Here is a 15,743-nt window from a genome sequence, read left to right on the forward strand (position 1 = left end):
CAGACACCGGTTTGCGGCGACAACGCGGCGGGAAACTGACCGAGAACGCTCCCTAATCCATCACCGGCTGTGAAAATGCCCGGCGAACCGTGTCATGGGAGAACTCGTCGGCGTGCTCCTGGACCCATTCGAGGGCCAGTGCCTGGTTATCGTGCAAGTCGGTGTGGGTGTCGTGCATGCGGCAATAACGTTCGATCTGACACACCTGCTCGCCCATTCGCGCCGTGAACAGAGTCTGCTCGTCAACGAAAGCGATGCCCACCAGATAGCCGTGCTTGCGTCGCAGGCACCAGGCCACATAACCCAGGTAACGCAGGTCCGGGTTCACGCTCGGCATGCGCACTTCCAACGCCGTACCGTGACGCCACGCACGGTGGTAATTGCAAGCCATGCCCCCGAGGCTGATAGTGTGCAGCTGTTGCCGCGAAATACACTCGGGTGTGAGCAACGTCAATTCAACGGGTACATCGTCAGGATGAGGAAGAAAACGTCCCATGAGCACGGACTCCATGTGTCGGCCATCTGACATTGTTCCCACCAGTATAGTGGTCGAATTGGAACTGACTGATTTCGACGCCGACCAACGGCTGCTGGCGATGAGCGGTGTTTCGCTGGTGATTTTCACCAGTGTCGGTTGCGCCGGTTGCCGGTTTGCCCGTGAGCGACTGCCGCGCTTGGAGCTGGACGTGGATCGGCTGTGCTGGATCGATGCCGGGAACAATGGCGGGCTGGTCGAGCGTTACCAGGTCTTACATTTGCCCGCGCTGTTCGTGGTACGCGACGGTGAGTTTTTTGGGACACTGAATTCACGCCTGAGCGGTACCGAACTCAATGTGGCCGTAGGTCAGGCGTTGACCAGAACAGCAGAGGAGTTGCCATGACGGGTGCAGTTGCCAAACCGACAATCGGTATCATCGGAACCGGCGCGATCGGCGGTTTCTACGGCGTGATGCTGGCGCGAGCCGGTTTCGATGTGCACTTTCTGTTGCGCAGTGAATTTACGGCGGTGGCCGAACGCGGGTTGCAACTCGACAGTGCGGTGCATGGCGCCCTGGCGTTGCATCCGGTTCAGGCCTATTCGACGGCCGAAGACATGCCGCCCTGCGACTGGTTGCTGGTGGGGGCGAAGACCACCGGCAATGCGGACCTGGCCCCGGCGATCATCCACGCCGCGGCGCCGAATGCCAAGGTGCTGTTGCTGCAGAACGGCCTGGATGTCGAAGACAGCTTGCGCGCGCTGCTTCCCGATTCCCTGCATGTGCTTGGCGGTCTCTGCTATATCTGCGTCCATCGCGCCGGGCCCGGGGTCATCACCCATCAGGCGCTCGGCGCGGTGCATGTCGGTTACCACAGTGGTCCCGCCGTCGATGAACCGACGCGCAGGGTCATCCTCGAGGAGTGTGCCGGGCTGTTCCGCGCCTCCGGCATCGACTCCCAAACCATGGCGAACCTGCACCAGGCGCGCTGGCAAAAACTGGTATGGAATATCCCTTACAACGGCCTGTCGGTGCTGCTCGGGGCCAGCACCACGCCCTTGATGGCCGATGCCGACAGCCGGGAACTGATCAAGGCCCTGATGGCCGAAGTGGTCCAGGGCGCAACCGCCTGCGGTCACGAGATACCTGCCGGTTATGCCGAGCACCTGTTCGCGGTGACCGAGCAGATGCCCGACTACTGGCCGAGCATGTACCACGACTTCCTGCACAAACGACCGCTGGAGCTGGCCGCGATTTACGCCCGGCCCCTGGCGGCGGCCAAGGCGGCAGGCTGCGAAATGCCGCGTATCGAAGCCTTGTATCGCAGTTTGAGTTTTATCGATCGACGCAACGCTTGAGTCGATCAACCAGAGGGGGAAGGGGGCATGGCCAAGACTATCGATGACAAACTGGTGCTGGCGATTTCCTCGCGAGCGCTGTTCGACCTGAGCGAAAGCCACAAGGTCTACCTGTCGAGCGGCGTTGAGGCCTATCGCCAGTATCAGATCGAACATGAAGACGAAATCCTCGAGCCCGGCGATGCATTCCCGCTGGTGCAGAAACTCCTCAACCTCAATGCCCACCTGGGCCGCGCCCGGGTCGAGGTGATCCTGGTGTCGCGCAACAGTGCCGACACCGGCCTACGGGTGTTCAATTCGATCCACCACTATGGCCTGGCGATTTCCCGGGCGGCATTTGTCGGTGGGCGCAGTCCTTATCCTTACCTCAAAGCCTTTGGCTGCGACCTGTTTCTCTCGACCCATGCCGAAGACGTGCGCAGCGCGCTGGAGGCCGGGTTCGCCGCGGCGACCATTTTGTCGGGCGGCGCCAGTCGTGCCGCCAGCGATGAGTTGCGGATTGCCTTCGACGGTGATGCGGTGCTGTTTTCCGATGAGTCGGAGCGCGTCTATCAGTCCGGGGGCCTGGAAGCCTTTCAGGCCAGCGAGCGTGAAGCGGCCCGCGAGCCTTTGCGCGGAGGACCCTTCAAAGGCTTCCTGGCAGCCCTCAACCTGTTGCAGCGCGAGTTCCCCGACGACGCCTGTCCGATTCGTACGGCCCTGGTGACGGCGCGTTCGGCGCCGGCGCATGAACGGGTGATCCGCACCTTGCGCGAGTGGGACATTCGTCTGGACGAGTCGTTGTTCCTCGGCGGCCTGACCAAGTCGGCGTTTCTCGAAGCCTTTGCCGCCGACGTGTTTTTCGACGATCAGGCCGGCCACTGCGAGCTGGCCCGGGAGGTGGTCGCCACCGGTCATGTGCCCCACGGCATAAGCAACGAGCAAAAGGTTTAAGCCCGCGCTTCAAGGTGTTGCACGGCACGTCGCACTCGCCAAGGCACTGCTAAGCTGAATCAATCCCCGCCATGTTGGCACTCGAGGAGGTCATATGATTCGTTCGATGCTATATGCCACTGACCTCGGCCTGTACGCGCCTTTGGTGATGCAGCATGCCTTGGCGCTGGCGAAAACATTCAACGCCGACCTCTACGTGGTTCACGCCGTCGAGCCGATGGGATTGTTCGCCGAGTCGGTGCTTCAGAGTTACCTCGATGAGCAGGCGCTGAACGAGTTTCACAGTCAGGGCTTGAATACGGTGATTGCCAATATCGAGCGGCGGGTACTCGACAGCTTTCGTGAAGAACTGGGGGAGGACGGTGAGCAGGACCTGGAACGGATCAAAGCGGTGCGGGTGCTGCAGGGCGATCCGTCGCAGGTGATTCTCGACCAGGCGCAGAAACTCTCCGTGGATTTGTTGATCGTAGGTAGTCATAGCCATGGGGCTGGTGCGGAAACGCCTCTGGGCAGGACCGCGGCGCGGGTGCTGCAATTGTCCCGGGTGCCGGTCTATCTGGTGCCGCGGGTGGAACGTCGGCGCCAGGGGGATCGCTAGAATACGAATAATGGCAGTTTGACAAAAAAGTTCTAGATTTATTATTCAAACCTTTAATATAGTTATATACCGTCGCTGATGCCCGTGGCGTCTACCTGCTTTGAGGGATTGATATGAAGCTTCAACAACTGCGCTACATCTGGGAAGTGGCGCACCACGACCTCAACGTCTCCGCTACGGCCCAAAGTCTCTACACCTCGCAGCCGGGCATCAGCAAGCAGATCCGTCTATTGGAAGACGAGTTGGGTGTCGAGGTTTTCGCCCGCAGCGGCAAGCACCTGACCCGCGTCACACCGGCCGGCGAGCGCATCATCACCACCGCCGGCGAGATCCTGCGCAAGGTTGAAAGCATCAAGCAGATCGCCCAGGAATTCTCCAACGAGAAGAAGGGCACCCTGTCGATCGCCACCACCCACACCCAGGCACGTTATGCATTGCCGCCGGTGATCAGCAATTTCATCAAGCAATACCCGGACGTTGCCCTGCACATGCACCAGGGGTCGCCGATGCAGATCGCCGAAATGGCCGCTGACGGCACCGTGGATTTTGCCATCGCCACCGAAGCGCTCGAGCTGTTCGGCGACCTGGTGATGATGCCGTGCTATCGCTGGAACCGCTGCGTGGTCGTGCCGCACGGCCACCCACTGACCAAGCTGTCGAAGTTGACCCTCGAAGCCTTGGCTGAATACCCGATCGTGACTTACGTGTTCGGTTTTACCGGTCGTTCGAAGCTCGACGAAGCCTTCAGCCATCGCGGCCTGACGCCGAAAGTGGTGTTCACCGCGGCCGACGCCGACGTGATCAAGACCTACGTGCGTCTGGGCCTGGGCGTGGGTATCGTGGCGAAAATGGCGGTCGATACCAAACTCGACAGTGACCTGGTGGTGCTCGATGCCAGCGAACTGTTCGAATCCAGCATCACCAAGATCGGTTTCCGTCGCGGCACCTTCCTGCGTGGCTTCATGTGCGACTTCATCGAGAAGTTCGCCCCGCACCTGACCCGCGAAGTCATGGCCAAGGCCATCCAGTGCCACAACAAGCAGGAACTGGAAGAACTGTTCGACGGGGTCGAACTGCCGGTCCATTGATGTCCTTCAGATCACCTCGGTGACAGCAAATTGTTGCCGGGTGCCCGCCACCAGAATCTCCACCTCGTCCCCGTCGAACTTGCCCAGCAGGCTTTTGCCCAGTGGCGAGCGCGGGGTGATGACGGTGATCAGCTGCCCCACCAGATCGATCTTCAAGCCGGCCGCATCGGGGGCCAGGAACAGCCATTGCTCGCGACCCTTCTCGTCCTCCAGGCCGAGCAGGGCGCCGACTTCGATGCCGCGCTGGTTGTCGTAAGGGCGCAGCATCAGGTTCTGACACAGCGTCAGTGAGTGTTTGATTTCTTCTACCCGTTTAGCCTGTCCCGCCGCCAGGTAAGACGCCTCCAGGCCCAGGGTGTCGTACTTGTTTTCGGCGATGTTCTCTTCGTGGGTCGCGGTTTCGTAAGCGGTTTGCGCGGCTCGCTCGGCGATGTCGAGATCGATCCGCAACTTGTCGAGAATCAGTTGGTGAACTGTGTGTTTATTCATGGTCAGTCGCAGAATTGCATGACATTGGCCCGGCTTTTTTCGCTGGGTGCGGTGCGGTCCTGTTGCAGCCAGAACTGGCATTTCGGATTGGCCAGATTGCGCTGGCTGCTGCGCGCCTGATCCAGCCGTTGCTGCTGCTCGTTCCGGCGCAGGTTCTCTTCGTATTGGTCGAACAGCGGACTCTGAGGTGGACTATCCGGCACCGGTTGCGCCACCACCGGCGGTTTGGCCAGTTGCTCGAGCGCTGCCGCGACGGGCGCCAGTTGCTCGCTGAACAACAGGCGAGCGGCGAGCCAGGCTGTCAGCGCGATTGCAATGAATCCCAACCACAGGCCAAAGGCGATGCTGGCACTCAGCTGCACTGCATTGAGCTGGATCGGCAACGACCGGCGCGGGTCGGGACGGTAGGGCATGGTTGCCTCCTGGCGGGTGGTCGCGGGCAAGTGGCGATTGTCGCATGAAGATTAATCGCCGTCGGGTCTTCTGTACGGGGTAATTTATGCGGACAATCGGCGCCTTTGCCAACGGGAGCCTGGAATGCCTGAACTGAACACCCGCTGGGATATTTTTTGCACCGTGGTCGACAACTTTGGCGACATCGGTGTGACCTGGCGCCTGGCCCGACAGCTGGTGGCCGAACATTCGGTGACGGTTCGTTTGTGGATTGACGATCTACGGGCCTTCGAGCGCTTGTGCCCGGACATCGACGTTAACGCTTCACAGCAGTGGCAGCTGGGCGTCGAGGTCTGTAAGTGGCCGGCCGACTGGCAACCCACCGAAGCCGCCGATGTGGTGATTGCCGCGTTCGCCTGTCAGTTGCCGAGTGCTTACATGGACGCCATGGCCGAGCGGGAAAAGCCCCCCCTCTGGATGAATCTCGACTACCTGAGTGCCGAGGACTGGGTCGTCGGCTGCCATGGCCTGCCGTCGGTGAAGTACAAGCACGTGCAGAAGTTCTTTTTCTTCCCCGGGTTCCAGAAGGGCACCGGTGGCTTGCTGCGTGAAAACGGATTGCTGGAGCGGCGTCGGCAGTTTCAGCAAAGTCCCCAGGCTCAGCGAGCATTCCTGCAAGGCCTGGGGATTGATCGTGCAGAAGGCGCGCTGCTGATCTCGCTGTTTGCCTATGAAAATAGCGGCCTGGCGAGCTGGCTCGATGCGATGGCCGGTGATTCGACACCCACGCATCTGCTGGTACCCGAAGGGCGGATTCTCGGTGATCTCGAACACTGGCTGGGTGTGAACGGGTTGGCGGCTGGGGCCGTGCATGTGCGCGACGCCCTGACCGTGCAAGTCCTGCCGTTCGTCCGACAGGACCAGTATGACCTGCTGCTGTGGAGTTGCGATTTCAACGCCGTGCGTGGCGAAGATTCCTTTGTCCGGGCCCAATGGGCGGCGCGGCCACTGCTCTGGCACATCTATCAGCAGGAAGAAGATGTCCACCTGGACAAGCTCGAAGCCTTCCTCGAACGCTACGTGAAAGGCCTTTCGCCGCCCGCCAGCGAGGCGATCAGCGGTCTCTGGCGGGCGTGGAACGCGGGTGAGACAATGGGCGATCACTGGCAATCGACCCGCAAACATTGGCCCGAACTGCAAAAACATGCCGACGCGTGGTGTCTGGAACAGGCCTTGCAGGCTGATCTTGCCGCAGCGCTGGTACAGTTTTATGTAAATTGGATATGATACGCGGCCTAGATTTATGTAAATCCCATCCAAATTCGGATATTCGCAATGAAAACTGGTAAAGAACTGAAACCCGGTACCGTGATCCGTCTCGAAAACGATCCTTGGCTGGTTCAGAAAGCTGAATTCACCAAGTCCGGTCGTAACAGCGCGATCATGAAGACCAAGCTGAAAAACCTGTTGACCGGTTACAAGACCGAGATCGTTTACAGCGCCGACGACAAACTGGACGACGTAATCCTCGACCGCAAGGAAGCGACACTGTCCTTCATCAGCGGCGACACCTACACGTTCATGGACACCACCGACTACACCATGTACGAGCTGAACGCTGAAGACATCGAAGCCGTTCTGCCTTTCGTTGAAGAAGGCATGACCGACGTCTGCGAAGCGATCTTCTTCGAAGAGCGCCTGGTTTCCGTAGAGCTGCCGACCACCATCGTGCGTCAGGTTGACTACACCGAAGGCTCCGCTCGCGGCGACACTTCCGGCAAGGTGATGAAGCCTGCCAAACTGAAGAACGGTACCGAACTGTCGGTTGCTGACTTCATCGAAATCGGCGACATGATCGAGATCGATACCCGCGAAGGCGGTTCCTACAAAGGCCGTGCCAAATAAGCACCGCTTCAGGAATGAAAAAGCCCGACCATTGAGTCGGGCTTTTTTGTGGCCGAAGATCTTTGCTTTATTGCGCTTAAACCGTCACGTGCAAGCGCACATCGACATTGCCACGGGTGGCGTTGGAGTACGGGCAGACCTGGTGGGCCGCGTCGACGAGGCTTTGCGCATCGGCCTGTTCAAGACCCGGCAGGCTGATGTGCAGGTCGATGTCCAGCCCGAAACCACCAGGGATCTGGCCGATGCCGACATGAGCAGTGATTGAGGCGTCATTCGGGACATTGCGTTTGGTCTGGCTGGCGACGAATTTCAGCGCGCCGATAAAGCAGGCGGAATAGCCGGCTGCGAACAGTTGCTCAGGATTGGTCGCTGCGCCGCCGGCACCGCCGAGTTCCTTGGGCGTGGCGAGTTTGACGTCGAGGATGTTGTCGCTGGAAACCGCACGACCGTCACGGCCACCGGTGGAGGTTGCGATTGCGGTGTAGAGGGTTTGCATGGTGAGAGCCTCGTTCGGGATTTGGTTGTTTGCGCTAAATGTTTGCGCGCTAAGTAAGTGCGAAGTGAATGTATCGCGCAAATATTTAGCGCGCAAGATAAATGTCGGAAAAATTTTAGGTGGGATTTTGGTATTTGGTCAGAAAGGTCTGGCTAGAGCGGTTTCGTGGGAGTTTGCGCACGGCAGGTTTTTTGAGGCGAGGATGTGAAACGGGGTTGGGAGGACACCACCATCAACTGTGGGAGCGGGCTTGCCCGCGATGGCGGTGTAACAGTCGCCTCAATGCTGAATGTCACACCGCCATCGCGGGCAAGCCCGCTCCCACAAGGGATCGATGGTGTTCTTGAAATCAGAGGCTGTCTTGCAGATTGCTGCGCAGCGCTTGCAACTCGGCTTGCAGTTTCTGCAGTCGCTCCAGCGTCATCCCGCTTGCGCCGAGAATGCACCGGGGAACATCACGCGCCTTGTCCCGCAAGGCACGGCCTTGCTCGGTGAGTTCAACGATCACCACCCGCTCATCCTCACGACTGCGGGTGCGGCTGAGCAAACCTTCGACTTCCAGGCGTTTGAGCAGCGGCGTCAGCGAGCCGGGATCCGTCAGCAGTCGCGTGCTGATTTCGCCTACGGTCAGACCGTCCCGTTCCCACAACACCATCATCGCCAGGTATTGCGGATAGGTCAGGCCCAATGCCTGCAACAACGGCTTGTAGACTTTGGTCATCAGCAACGAAGTGGAATGCAGGGCGAAGCAAGCCTGATTATCCAGCAGCAGTTCGTCGCAGTTATCCGGGGTGTTGCGCTTGGTGGTCATTTCGAAGCCTTGTTCAGTGATCGTGACAAATCTAGCGGGCGAATCTTTAACGCGCCAGATAATTAGGGTGCAAGGGTTCTATGAGTCAGTGGCGCTCAAGGCTGTTTTGCAGCGCCAAATCCCAAGGCGGAACAGGGCTGAAGCGGGTCTTGAGGTATTCCAGCAACAAGCGACTGCGTGAATCGGCTTGTCGCTCCAGGCGCAGGGCATAAATGCCGGTCGTCTCCGGAGGCGGCAGGCCGTTCTCGCAGAACAGCGGCAGCAGTTCGCCGCGCAACAAGTGTTCGCTGGTCAGCCAGGTCGGCAAGTGCGCGACACCCAGCCCGGCCAATGCGCCGCATAGCAGCGCCTCGGCGTTATTGGCGCTCAGGCGGATACGTCCAGGGCGGTGCAGGTGCAGTTGCCCGTCGCGTTCGAAGCGCCAGGCAAAGGGCGGAGCCAGGCCCTCCCAGTCAAGGCCATCATGTTCGGCCAGTTGCGCTGGATCGGTCAGTACACCCCGTCGCTGCAAATAGTCAGGGCTGGCGCAGGCGATACGCACCATGCTTGCCAGCGGCGTAGCCACGAGCCGGGTATCGGCCATTTGTCCGGCGCGCAGAACCAGATCGACCTTGCCCAGGTTCAAGCCCTGCATGTCGACAAAACTCTCGATCAGATGCAGTTGCACGTCGAGGCCGGGGTAGAGCAGCAGAAAATCGGCGATCACCGGCGCCAGGTGCAGCCGACCGAACGCTGCCGGCGCATCCATCCGGATCAGCCCCTCCGGCGCACTGCTGAGGGATACCGCTTCCGCCCGGGCCAACTGCAATTCCGCCACAATTCGTCGCGCACGCTCGGCAAAGGCCAATCCTGCCGGCGTTGCGCGCACTGCGTGGGTGCTGCGTATGAACAACTGGCTGCCGACCGCATTTTCCAGGCTGTCGATCCGCCGCGCCACAGCCGAAGGAGTCAGTGGATGACGGCGGGACGCGGCGGAAAAACTGCCGGTTTCCAGTACGTCGAGGAACAGGCCCAATTGCCCGGTCAATTGATTGGGGTTCATGCTTGGTCTGCGCTTGTGCGAATTTGGCATAGCCATTGTGCGTTGCTGTGCGTTTCCCTACCAGAGCTGACTGCGTAGGATGAACGGACTGACGTGAGGGAATGGGCAAGTGATTGAGTTTTTGATGTATCTGGTGTTTGGCGCTGCCTTGGGGACCCTCGGTGGATTGTTCGGCATCGGCGGCGGTCTGATCGCGATTCCGCTGCTGGGCGTGCTGTTCGGTCTCGATCAGCAGATCGCCCAGGGCACGGCGCTGGTGATGGTCGTGCCGAATGTCATGCTGGCGCTGTGGCGTTATCACCAGCGCAACCGTATCGAGATGCGCCATGCCGTGCCGCTGGCGTCGATGGGCTTCTGTTTTGCCTGGATCGGTTCGATCTGGGCCGTGGGCATCGATGCGCAAACCATGCGTATCGCTTTTGTCGCCTTCCTGGTTGCCCTGACGGCCTACAACCTCGTGCGAATGTTCACGACCCACTCGCCACCTTCGGCGCAGATGCACCATTCGCCACGGTGGCTGGGTGTGCTCGGTGCGGCGTCGGGCAGCATGGGCGGGTTGTTTGGCGTGGGCGCGGCAGTGGTGGCGACGCCGGTGCTGACCAGCGTCTTCGGCACCAGCCAGGTGGTTGCGCAGGGGTTGTCACTGGCGCTGGCATTGCCGAGTACCAGCGTCACCTTGGTGACTTACGCGGTACACCATGAGGTGGATTGGGCGATCGGCGTGCCCTTGGCGGTCGGCGGTCTGCTGAGCATCAGTTGGGGAGTGAAGGTCGCCCACGCCTTGCCGGAGCGGCTGTTACGCGGGCTGTTCTGCGGTTTCCTGGTGCTGTGCGCGGTGATGCTCGCCTTTAAAGTTTGAAGCCTTCGACAATGTGCTCGGCCAGGCACTCGGTGATCGGCGACGGGTTGTGCAGGTTGCGCACCAGCATGATGCTCGCCTCCGGCAAAACCGGAAGGTCCTCGGCGTCCCCCAGGATGCGCATGTCGGGTGTGATCAGGCTTTCCAGTTGCGCGGTGATGGCCAGGCCGGCGCTGACTACCGCCATGATCGCCGACAGGCTGGAACTGTTGTAGGCGACGCGGTAATCGCGGCCCATGGCGTCCAGCGCATTGCAGGCCCACAGCCTGCAGAAACAGTCACTGTTGAACATCGCCAGCGGCAACGGCGTCTGCTCATGAACGCTGTAGCACTGCGCTTCGGCCCAGACAAACCGCTCCTTGCGCAGCAACTGGCCGATTTCGTTGCCCGGTTCCCGGGTGACGATGGACAAGTCCAGGTCCTGACGCAGCAGCAGTTGTTTTGACGATTCGCAGTGCACCTCGATCTGGATCAGCGGATAGGACTGGGCAAACCGGCGCAGGATCCCCGGCAGAAAACGCATGACGTAATCGTCCGGCGTGCCGATGCGCACCATGCCGACCATATGCGGCTCGCGCAAGGTATTGAACACCTCGCTGTGCAGCTTGAGGATGCGCCGGGCGTAACCCAGCAGCACCTGGCCTTCAGCTGTCAGCCGTACCTGCCGTCCGTCGCGCTGGAATAATTGGCGCTGCAGCACGTCCTCTTCCAGTCGCTTCATCTGCATGCTCACGGCGGACTGGGTGCGGTTGACCTGTTCGCCGGCGCGGGTGAAACCGCCCTGGTCGGCGATGGCGACAAAGGTGCGCAGCACTTCGGTGTCGATACTCGGGTAGGCGGACATTCATCAATCTCCGAGATGTGTTGCATCAGAAACATTCGTTGGATTGATCTTAGCTCCGGCGCGACACTTGAGCCATCCAAACGGAGGGCAACACGATGAAAGGTCAAAACGGTTTTATCACGGTTGAAAAACACTCCATCCACCTGGTGACCGACCTGCTGCACAAGATCAATCGCTGGTACGAACTGCACCGCGAACGTGAAATGTTGGCGGGTATGAGCGATGAAGCGCTGAAGGATATCGGCCTGACCCGTGCAGATGTCGCACAGGAAGCCGAACGACACTTCTGGCAAGACCCCCTGAGCAATGGAAAATAAGCTGAACGCTCTGCGGGAAATCCCTGGTCACAACCCCATGATTGAGGCGCAAGCCCCTGAAATGGGGTTCGTGGCGACCTGAAACAGACGGTCATAGACATTCGCTGGAGCCTGCCCGACACCTGGCCAAGACTGCCGCCTCGACGCTGAGGAGCATCATCATGGAACGATCGATTATTGCAAGGCGCAGCACGTTACAGGCATTGAGCCATGGATTGGGCAGGGTCGGCCTGCCACTCTCCAGGGCAACGGCGCAACTGATGCGCTGGCGACAACTGAGCAGGGATCGCGCCGATCTGGCGCGCTTGAGCGATGACTGTCTGCGCGATATCGGCTTGAGTCGGGCTGACGTCATCTTGGAGTCGTCCCGGCCGTTCTGGGACGATCCGCTCAAGCGATGACGCGGCGACGCTGGCATTTTATGCGCAGGTCGCTAAGGTGGGAACAGACCTCGCCATGAGCCGTTGAATGTCCACTTCCTCGAGCTTTTCCTTGAAACAGGCCAGGCGCCTGGCACTGACCGCCCAAGGTTTTACCGGGCGTCAGTCGCCAGCGCCGGTCAAGTCGGCCAGGATCAATCGATTGATCGAGCGTCTGGGTACGGTGCAGATCGACTCGGTCAACGCGTTGGTGCGTTCGCACTACCTGCCCCTGTTCTCCCGCCTCGGCCATTACTCACATGATTTGCTCGACCAGGCTGCCTGGGGTCAGGGCCGGCAACGCACGCTGTTCGAATATTGGGGGCATGAAGCCTCGCTGCTGCCCCTGTCGATGTACCCGTTGATGCGTTGGCGCATGCTGCGCGCGAGCCGTGGCGAAGACATCTATCAGCAACTGGCGCGTTTCGGCCGTGAGCGGCAGGACACGATACGCCGGGTGCTGGCCTCGGTTCAGGCGCTTGGCGCGCTGGGGGCCGGGAGCCTGTCGACCCGTCAGGTGCGGGCAGGGCCCTGGTGGGACTGGAGCGCGGAAAAGCATGCACTGGAATGGTTGTTCGCCGCCGGTGAAGTGACCGTGGCCGGGCGGCGCGGGTTCGAGCGGCTGTATGATTTGCCGGAGCGGGTGATTCCTTCGGCGATTCTGCATCAGCCTCTGCTCTCGGAAGTCGAGGCGCAGCGGGGTTTGTTGCTGCACGCCGCAACAGCCTTGGGTGTCGGTACGGAAAAAGACCTGCGCGACTATTTTCGCCTGGGTCCGGCAGACAGTCGACCGCGGCTGGCGGAGTTGGTCGAGTCCGGTGACTTGCTGACCTGCGAGGTTCAGGGCTGGCGCCAACCGGCGTTCTGCCTGCCGGAGCCAAAGGTGCCGCGCAAGGTCGAGGCCAGTGCGCTGTTGTCGCCCTTCGATTCACTGATCTGGGAGCGCAGCCGTACCGAGCGGCTGTTCGATTTTCGCTACCGGCTGGAGATTTACACGCCCCAGCACAAGCGGGTCTATGGCTACTACGTGTTGCCGTTCTTGCACAACGAGCGAATAGCCGCACGAGTAGACTTGCGCGCTGAACGGGCGCTGGGCAGGCTGGCGGTGCACGCCGTGCATGAGGAAGAGTCGGGGCTGGACGAGGAGGGGATGCTGGCGTTGGCGGTCAATCTGCGGCGCATGGCGGATTGGTTGGGGCTGGAGCAGGTTCAATTGAATTGTCCGCGGGCGAGTGCGGCGCGGTTGCGGGTGGCATTGGCTCAATTCAGTGGTGACTGAACCGACGCCATCGCGAGCAAGCTCGCTCCCACAGTTGACCGCGTCCGTCTGGGCCACTCGGTCAACTGTGGGAGCGAGCTTGCTCGCGATGGCGGTGTATCAGGCAACCAAAGACTTACTGACTCACCGCCGGACCTGCTTCAACGTCTCGGCAATCAAAAACGCCAATTCCAGTGACTGATCGGCATTCATCCGCGGGTCGCAATGGGTGTGATACCGATCCGACAACCCATCTTCGGTAATCGGCCGTGCCCCACCGATGCACTCGGTCACATTCTGCCCGGTCATTTCGATGTGAATACCGCCGGCATAACTGCCTTGCGCTTCGTGAACCTGGAAGAACTGCTTCACTTCGCCAAGGATCTGCGCAAAATCGCGGGTCTTGTAGCCGCTGCTGGCCTTGATGGTGTTGCCGTGCATCGGGTCGCAACTCCAGAGCACCTGCTTGCCTTCACGCTGCACCGCGCCGATCAGTTGCGGCAAGTGATCGCCGACCTTGTTCGCGCCCATCCGCGCAATCAGGTTCAGGCGCCCCGGATCGTTGTCCGGGTTGAGCACGTCGATCAGGCGGATCAAGTCGTCAGGGTTCATGCTGGGGCCGACCTTGACCCCGATCGGGTTGTTCACCCCGCGCAGGAATTCGACATGAGCGCCATCCAGCTGACGGGTGCGGTCGCCGATCCACAGCATGTGCGCCGAGCAATCGTAGTAATCGTTGGTCAGGCTGTCGCGACGGACGAAGGCTTCTTCGTAGTTCAGCAGCAGCGCTTCGTGGGCCGTGAAGAAACTGGTTTCGCGCAATTGCGGCGAACCGTCCATGCCACAGGCGCGCATGAACGCCAGGGTTTCATCGATGCGATCGGCCAGATGGCTGTACTTTTCAGCCAGTGCCGAGTTGGCGATGAAGTCCAGGTTCCATTTGTGCACCTGATGCAGGTCGGCAAAACCGCCCTGGGCAAAGGCGCGCAACAGGTTCAGGGTCGCGGTGGACTGGTGATAGGACTGCAGCAGGCGCTCCGGGTCCGGCACGCGGCTTTTTTCGTCGAAACCGATGCCGTTGACGATGTCGCCCCGATAGGCCGGCAGGGTGACGCCATCGATGGTTTCGTCATTGGCCGACCGCGGTTTGGCGAACTGCCCGGCCATGCGCCCGACCTTCACCACCGGGCAACCGGCAGCAAAGGTCATGACGATCGCCATTTGCAGCAGCACTTTAAAGGTGTCGCGGATTTTCGCAGCGGAGAACTCGGCGAAGCTTTCGGCGCAGTCGCCGCCCTGCAGCAGAAACGCGCGTCCTTGGGTCACTTCGGCAAACTGACGGCGCAACTCCCGGGCTTCACCGGCAAACACCAGCGGCGGATAACTGGCCAGCGTTTGCTCGACATGCTGCAAATGGGCGGCGTCGGGGTAACGGGGTTGTTGCTGGATCGGCAGGGCGCGCCAGCTGTCAGGACTCCAGGGTTGGCTCATCGCGGTCTCTAGTGTTTTACGCTCGGACTGTCATGTTATCAGCAATTAGTGCGTGACCTGTTCCCGTCGCTTCGCGGACAATCGCCCCTTTGCCGCGCCACGCCGCGGTTTCAATGTGTTGCCTGCCGGGCGACGATCAGGAGACAAGATGACTGAGGAGCGCGTCGAGCATCTGCTCGCCGAGGTACAGGATGAGTTCGGCGTGATTCGCGTGCTGGAAGTGGCCGATTACCGTTTTCTCGAGTTCGGTGATGCCATCGAGCAAAGCTGCGTGTTCACCGCGGACCCCAGTTGGCTCGAATACGATTACACCCGGGCGATGCTGATCGGCGCGCTGTGCCACGAACAGCCGGAAAACGCGCTGTTCCTCGGACTGGGCGCCGGTACCTTGACCCAGGCCTGTCTCAAATTCCTGCCGTTGGAAGACGTCGAAGCCATCGAACTGCGCCCCGACGTGCCGCGCCTGGCCATCGAATACCTTGGGCTGGATGACGATCCGCGCCTGTATATCCGCGTCGGCGATGCGCTGGAGCTGCTGGAGTCGGCGGAACCGGCGGACCTGATTTTCGTCGACCTCTATACCGACGTCGGTCCGGGTGTCGGGCATCTGGCGTGGAGTTTCCTGGAGAACTGTCAGAAGCGCCTGAACCCGGGGGGCTGGCTGGTGATCAACCAGTGGGCGACCGATGACGGCAAGCCGTTGGGCGCGGCGTTGTTGCGCGGGCTTTATCACCGGCATTACTGGGAACTGCCGGTGAAGGAGGGCAATGTGATTCTGCTGGTGCCTTCGGAGCTGGATCAGGAACTGGACATGGACGGGCTGATGGCCCGGGCCGAAGGGCTGGCGCCGCGGTTGGGGTATTCGTTGCAGTCGCTGATCAAGGCCATCCGCCCGGCGACATGAGTTGTCGTCTGTAATGGCCCCATCGCGAGCAAGCTCGCTCCCACATGGAATTGCGGTTCAAC

20 protein-coding genes are annotated in these 15,743 nt (G+C 60.6%); 12 read left to right on the forward strand and 8 right to left on the reverse strand.

The window, feature by feature from the left end:
- Positions 1-52 precede the first annotated feature (52 nt).
- Complete coding sequence (locus ACA067_RS07800) at positions 53-496, reverse strand: PilZ domain-containing protein (RefSeq protein ID WP_497461264.1); 444 nt, start codon at positions 494-496, stop codon at positions 53-55.
- On the opposite strand from ACA067_RS07800, the gene ACA067_RS07805 reads away from it, so the two are divergent.
- From ACA067_RS07805 to cysB, 5 genes are all read left to right on the forward strand, one after another.
- On the forward strand, positions 495-881 hold the full coding sequence (locus ACA067_RS07805; RefSeq protein ID WP_497461265.1) for a YbbN family protein: 387 nt from the start codon (positions 495-497) through the stop codon (positions 879-881). The genes ACA067_RS07800 and ACA067_RS07805 overlap by 2 nt on opposite strands.
- On the forward strand, positions 878-1,834 hold the full coding sequence (locus ACA067_RS07810; protein WP_497461266.1) for a putative 2-dehydropantoate 2-reductase: 957 nt from the start codon (positions 878-880) through the stop codon (positions 1,832-1,834). The genes ACA067_RS07805 and ACA067_RS07810 overlap by 4 nt, the downstream gene beginning before the upstream one ends.
- A gap of 27 nt (positions 1,835-1,861) precedes the next feature.
- Positions 1,862-2,767, forward strand: a complete 906-nt coding sequence (locus ACA067_RS07815) for a 5'-nucleotidase (RefSeq protein ID WP_497461267.1) — start codon at positions 1,862-1,864, stop codon at positions 2,765-2,767.
- A gap of 94 nt (positions 2,768-2,861) precedes the next feature.
- Positions 2,862-3,365, forward strand: coding sequence for a universal stress protein (locus ACA067_RS07820; protein ID WP_497461268.1), 504 nt, complete (start codon positions 2,862-2,864; stop codon positions 3,363-3,365).
- A gap of 113 nt (positions 3,366-3,478) precedes the next feature.
- A complete protein-coding gene (gene cysB / locus ACA067_RS07825; protein WP_064676591.1) occupies positions 3,479-4,453 on the forward strand; it encodes an HTH-type transcriptional regulator CysB in 975 nt (324 codons plus the stop codon).
- A gap of 6 nt (positions 4,454-4,459) precedes the next feature.
- On the opposite strand, the gene ACA067_RS07830 is transcribed toward cysB, so the two are convergent.
- Positions 4,460-4,942: a GreA/GreB family elongation factor gene (locus tag ACA067_RS07830; protein WP_497461269.1), complete on the reverse strand. Its 483-nt coding sequence runs from the start codon at positions 4,940-4,942 to the stop codon at positions 4,460-4,462.
- 2 nt (positions 4,943-4,944) lie between these two features.
- Positions 4,945-5,355, reverse strand: a complete 411-nt coding sequence (locus ACA067_RS07835; RefSeq protein WP_497461270.1) for a hypothetical protein — start codon at positions 5,353-5,355, stop codon at positions 4,945-4,947.
- A gap of 124 nt (positions 5,356-5,479) precedes the next feature.
- Between ACA067_RS07835 and earP the strand changes: the two genes are divergently transcribed.
- Complete coding sequence (earP, locus tag ACA067_RS07840; protein ID WP_497461271.1) at positions 5,480-6,622, forward strand: elongation factor P maturation arginine rhamnosyltransferase EarP; 1,143 nt, start codon at positions 5,480-5,482, stop codon at positions 6,620-6,622.
- 48 nt (positions 6,623-6,670) lie between these two features.
- A complete protein-coding gene (locus ACA067_RS07845; protein WP_007943632.1) occupies positions 6,671-7,240 on the forward strand; it encodes an elongation factor P in 570 nt (189 codons plus the stop codon).
- A gap of 76 nt (positions 7,241-7,316) precedes the next feature.
- Here ACA067_RS07845 and ACA067_RS07850 read toward each other — a convergent pair whose 3' ends face one another.
- The 3 genes from ACA067_RS07850 to ACA067_RS07860 all read right to left on the reverse strand — a co-directional run bounded on the left by ACA067_RS07850 (position 7,317) and on the right by ACA067_RS07860 (position 9,589).
- Positions 7,317-7,736, reverse strand: a complete 420-nt coding sequence (locus ACA067_RS07850) for an organic hydroperoxide resistance protein (protein WP_497461272.1) — start codon at positions 7,734-7,736, stop codon at positions 7,317-7,319.
- A 349-nt stretch (positions 7,737-8,085) separates the two neighbouring features.
- Positions 8,086-8,547 (reverse strand): MarR family winged helix-turn-helix transcriptional regulator, encoded by a 462-nt coding sequence (locus ACA067_RS07855; RefSeq protein WP_497461273.1) that lies wholly within the window; start codon positions 8,545-8,547, stop codon positions 8,086-8,088.
- 85 nt (positions 8,548-8,632) lie between these two features.
- Complete coding sequence (locus ACA067_RS07860; protein WP_497461274.1) at positions 8,633-9,589, reverse strand: LysR family transcriptional regulator; 957 nt, start codon at positions 9,587-9,589, stop codon at positions 8,633-8,635.
- Between the two features lie 124 nt (positions 9,590-9,713).
- Between ACA067_RS07860 and ACA067_RS07865 the strand changes: the two genes are divergently transcribed.
- On the forward strand, positions 9,714-10,448 hold the full coding sequence (locus tag ACA067_RS07865) for a sulfite exporter TauE/SafE family protein (RefSeq protein WP_497462745.1): 735 nt from the start codon (positions 9,714-9,716) through the stop codon (positions 10,446-10,448).
- Here the strand turns inward: ACA067_RS07865 and ACA067_RS07870 are convergent.
- Positions 10,438-11,292 carry a LysR substrate-binding domain-containing protein gene (locus ACA067_RS07870; protein ID WP_150765860.1) on the reverse strand — a complete coding sequence of 285 codons (855 nt, stop codon included), beginning with the start codon at positions 11,290-11,292 and terminating at the stop codon, positions 10,438-10,440. The genes ACA067_RS07865 and ACA067_RS07870 overlap by 11 nt on opposite strands.
- 95 nt (positions 11,293-11,387) lie before the next feature.
- Here ACA067_RS07870 and ACA067_RS07875 point away from each other — a divergent pair, with 95 nt between their 5' ends.
- From ACA067_RS07875 to ACA067_RS07885, 3 genes are all read left to right on the forward strand, one after another.
- A complete protein-coding gene (locus tag ACA067_RS07875) occupies positions 11,388-11,609 on the forward strand; it encodes a DUF1127 domain-containing protein (protein WP_497461275.1) in 222 nt (73 codons plus the stop codon).
- Positions 11,610-11,770: 161 nt separating this feature from the next.
- Positions 11,771-12,010: a DUF1127 domain-containing protein gene (locus tag ACA067_RS07880; protein ID WP_497461276.1), complete on the forward strand. Its 240-nt coding sequence runs from the start codon at positions 11,771-11,773 to the stop codon at positions 12,008-12,010.
- A gap of 67 nt (positions 12,011-12,077) precedes the next feature.
- The gene (locus tag ACA067_RS07885) at positions 12,078-13,307 is read left to right on the forward strand and encodes a winged helix-turn-helix domain-containing protein (RefSeq protein ID WP_497461277.1); all 1,230 of its coding nucleotides are present in this window, start codon (positions 12,078-12,080) and stop codon (positions 13,305-13,307) included.
- A 123-nt stretch (positions 13,308-13,430) separates the two neighbouring features.
- Here the strand turns inward: ACA067_RS07885 and ACA067_RS07890 are convergent, their stop codons facing one another.
- Positions 13,431-14,777, reverse strand: coding sequence for a class II 3-deoxy-7-phosphoheptulonate synthase (locus ACA067_RS07890; protein WP_497461278.1), 1,347 nt, complete (start codon positions 14,775-14,777; stop codon positions 13,431-13,433).
- Between the two features lie 148 nt (positions 14,778-14,925).
- Here ACA067_RS07890 and ACA067_RS07895 point away from each other — a divergent pair, with 148 nt between their 5' ends.
- Positions 14,926-15,681: a spermidine synthase gene (locus ACA067_RS07895; protein WP_497461279.1), complete on the forward strand. Its 756-nt coding sequence runs from the start codon at positions 14,926-14,928 to the stop codon at positions 15,679-15,681.
- The last annotated feature ends 62 nt before the right edge of the window (positions 15,682-15,743 follow it).

The sequence above is a fragment of the Pseudomonas sp. LBUM1674 genome (genome assembly GCF_059695635.1).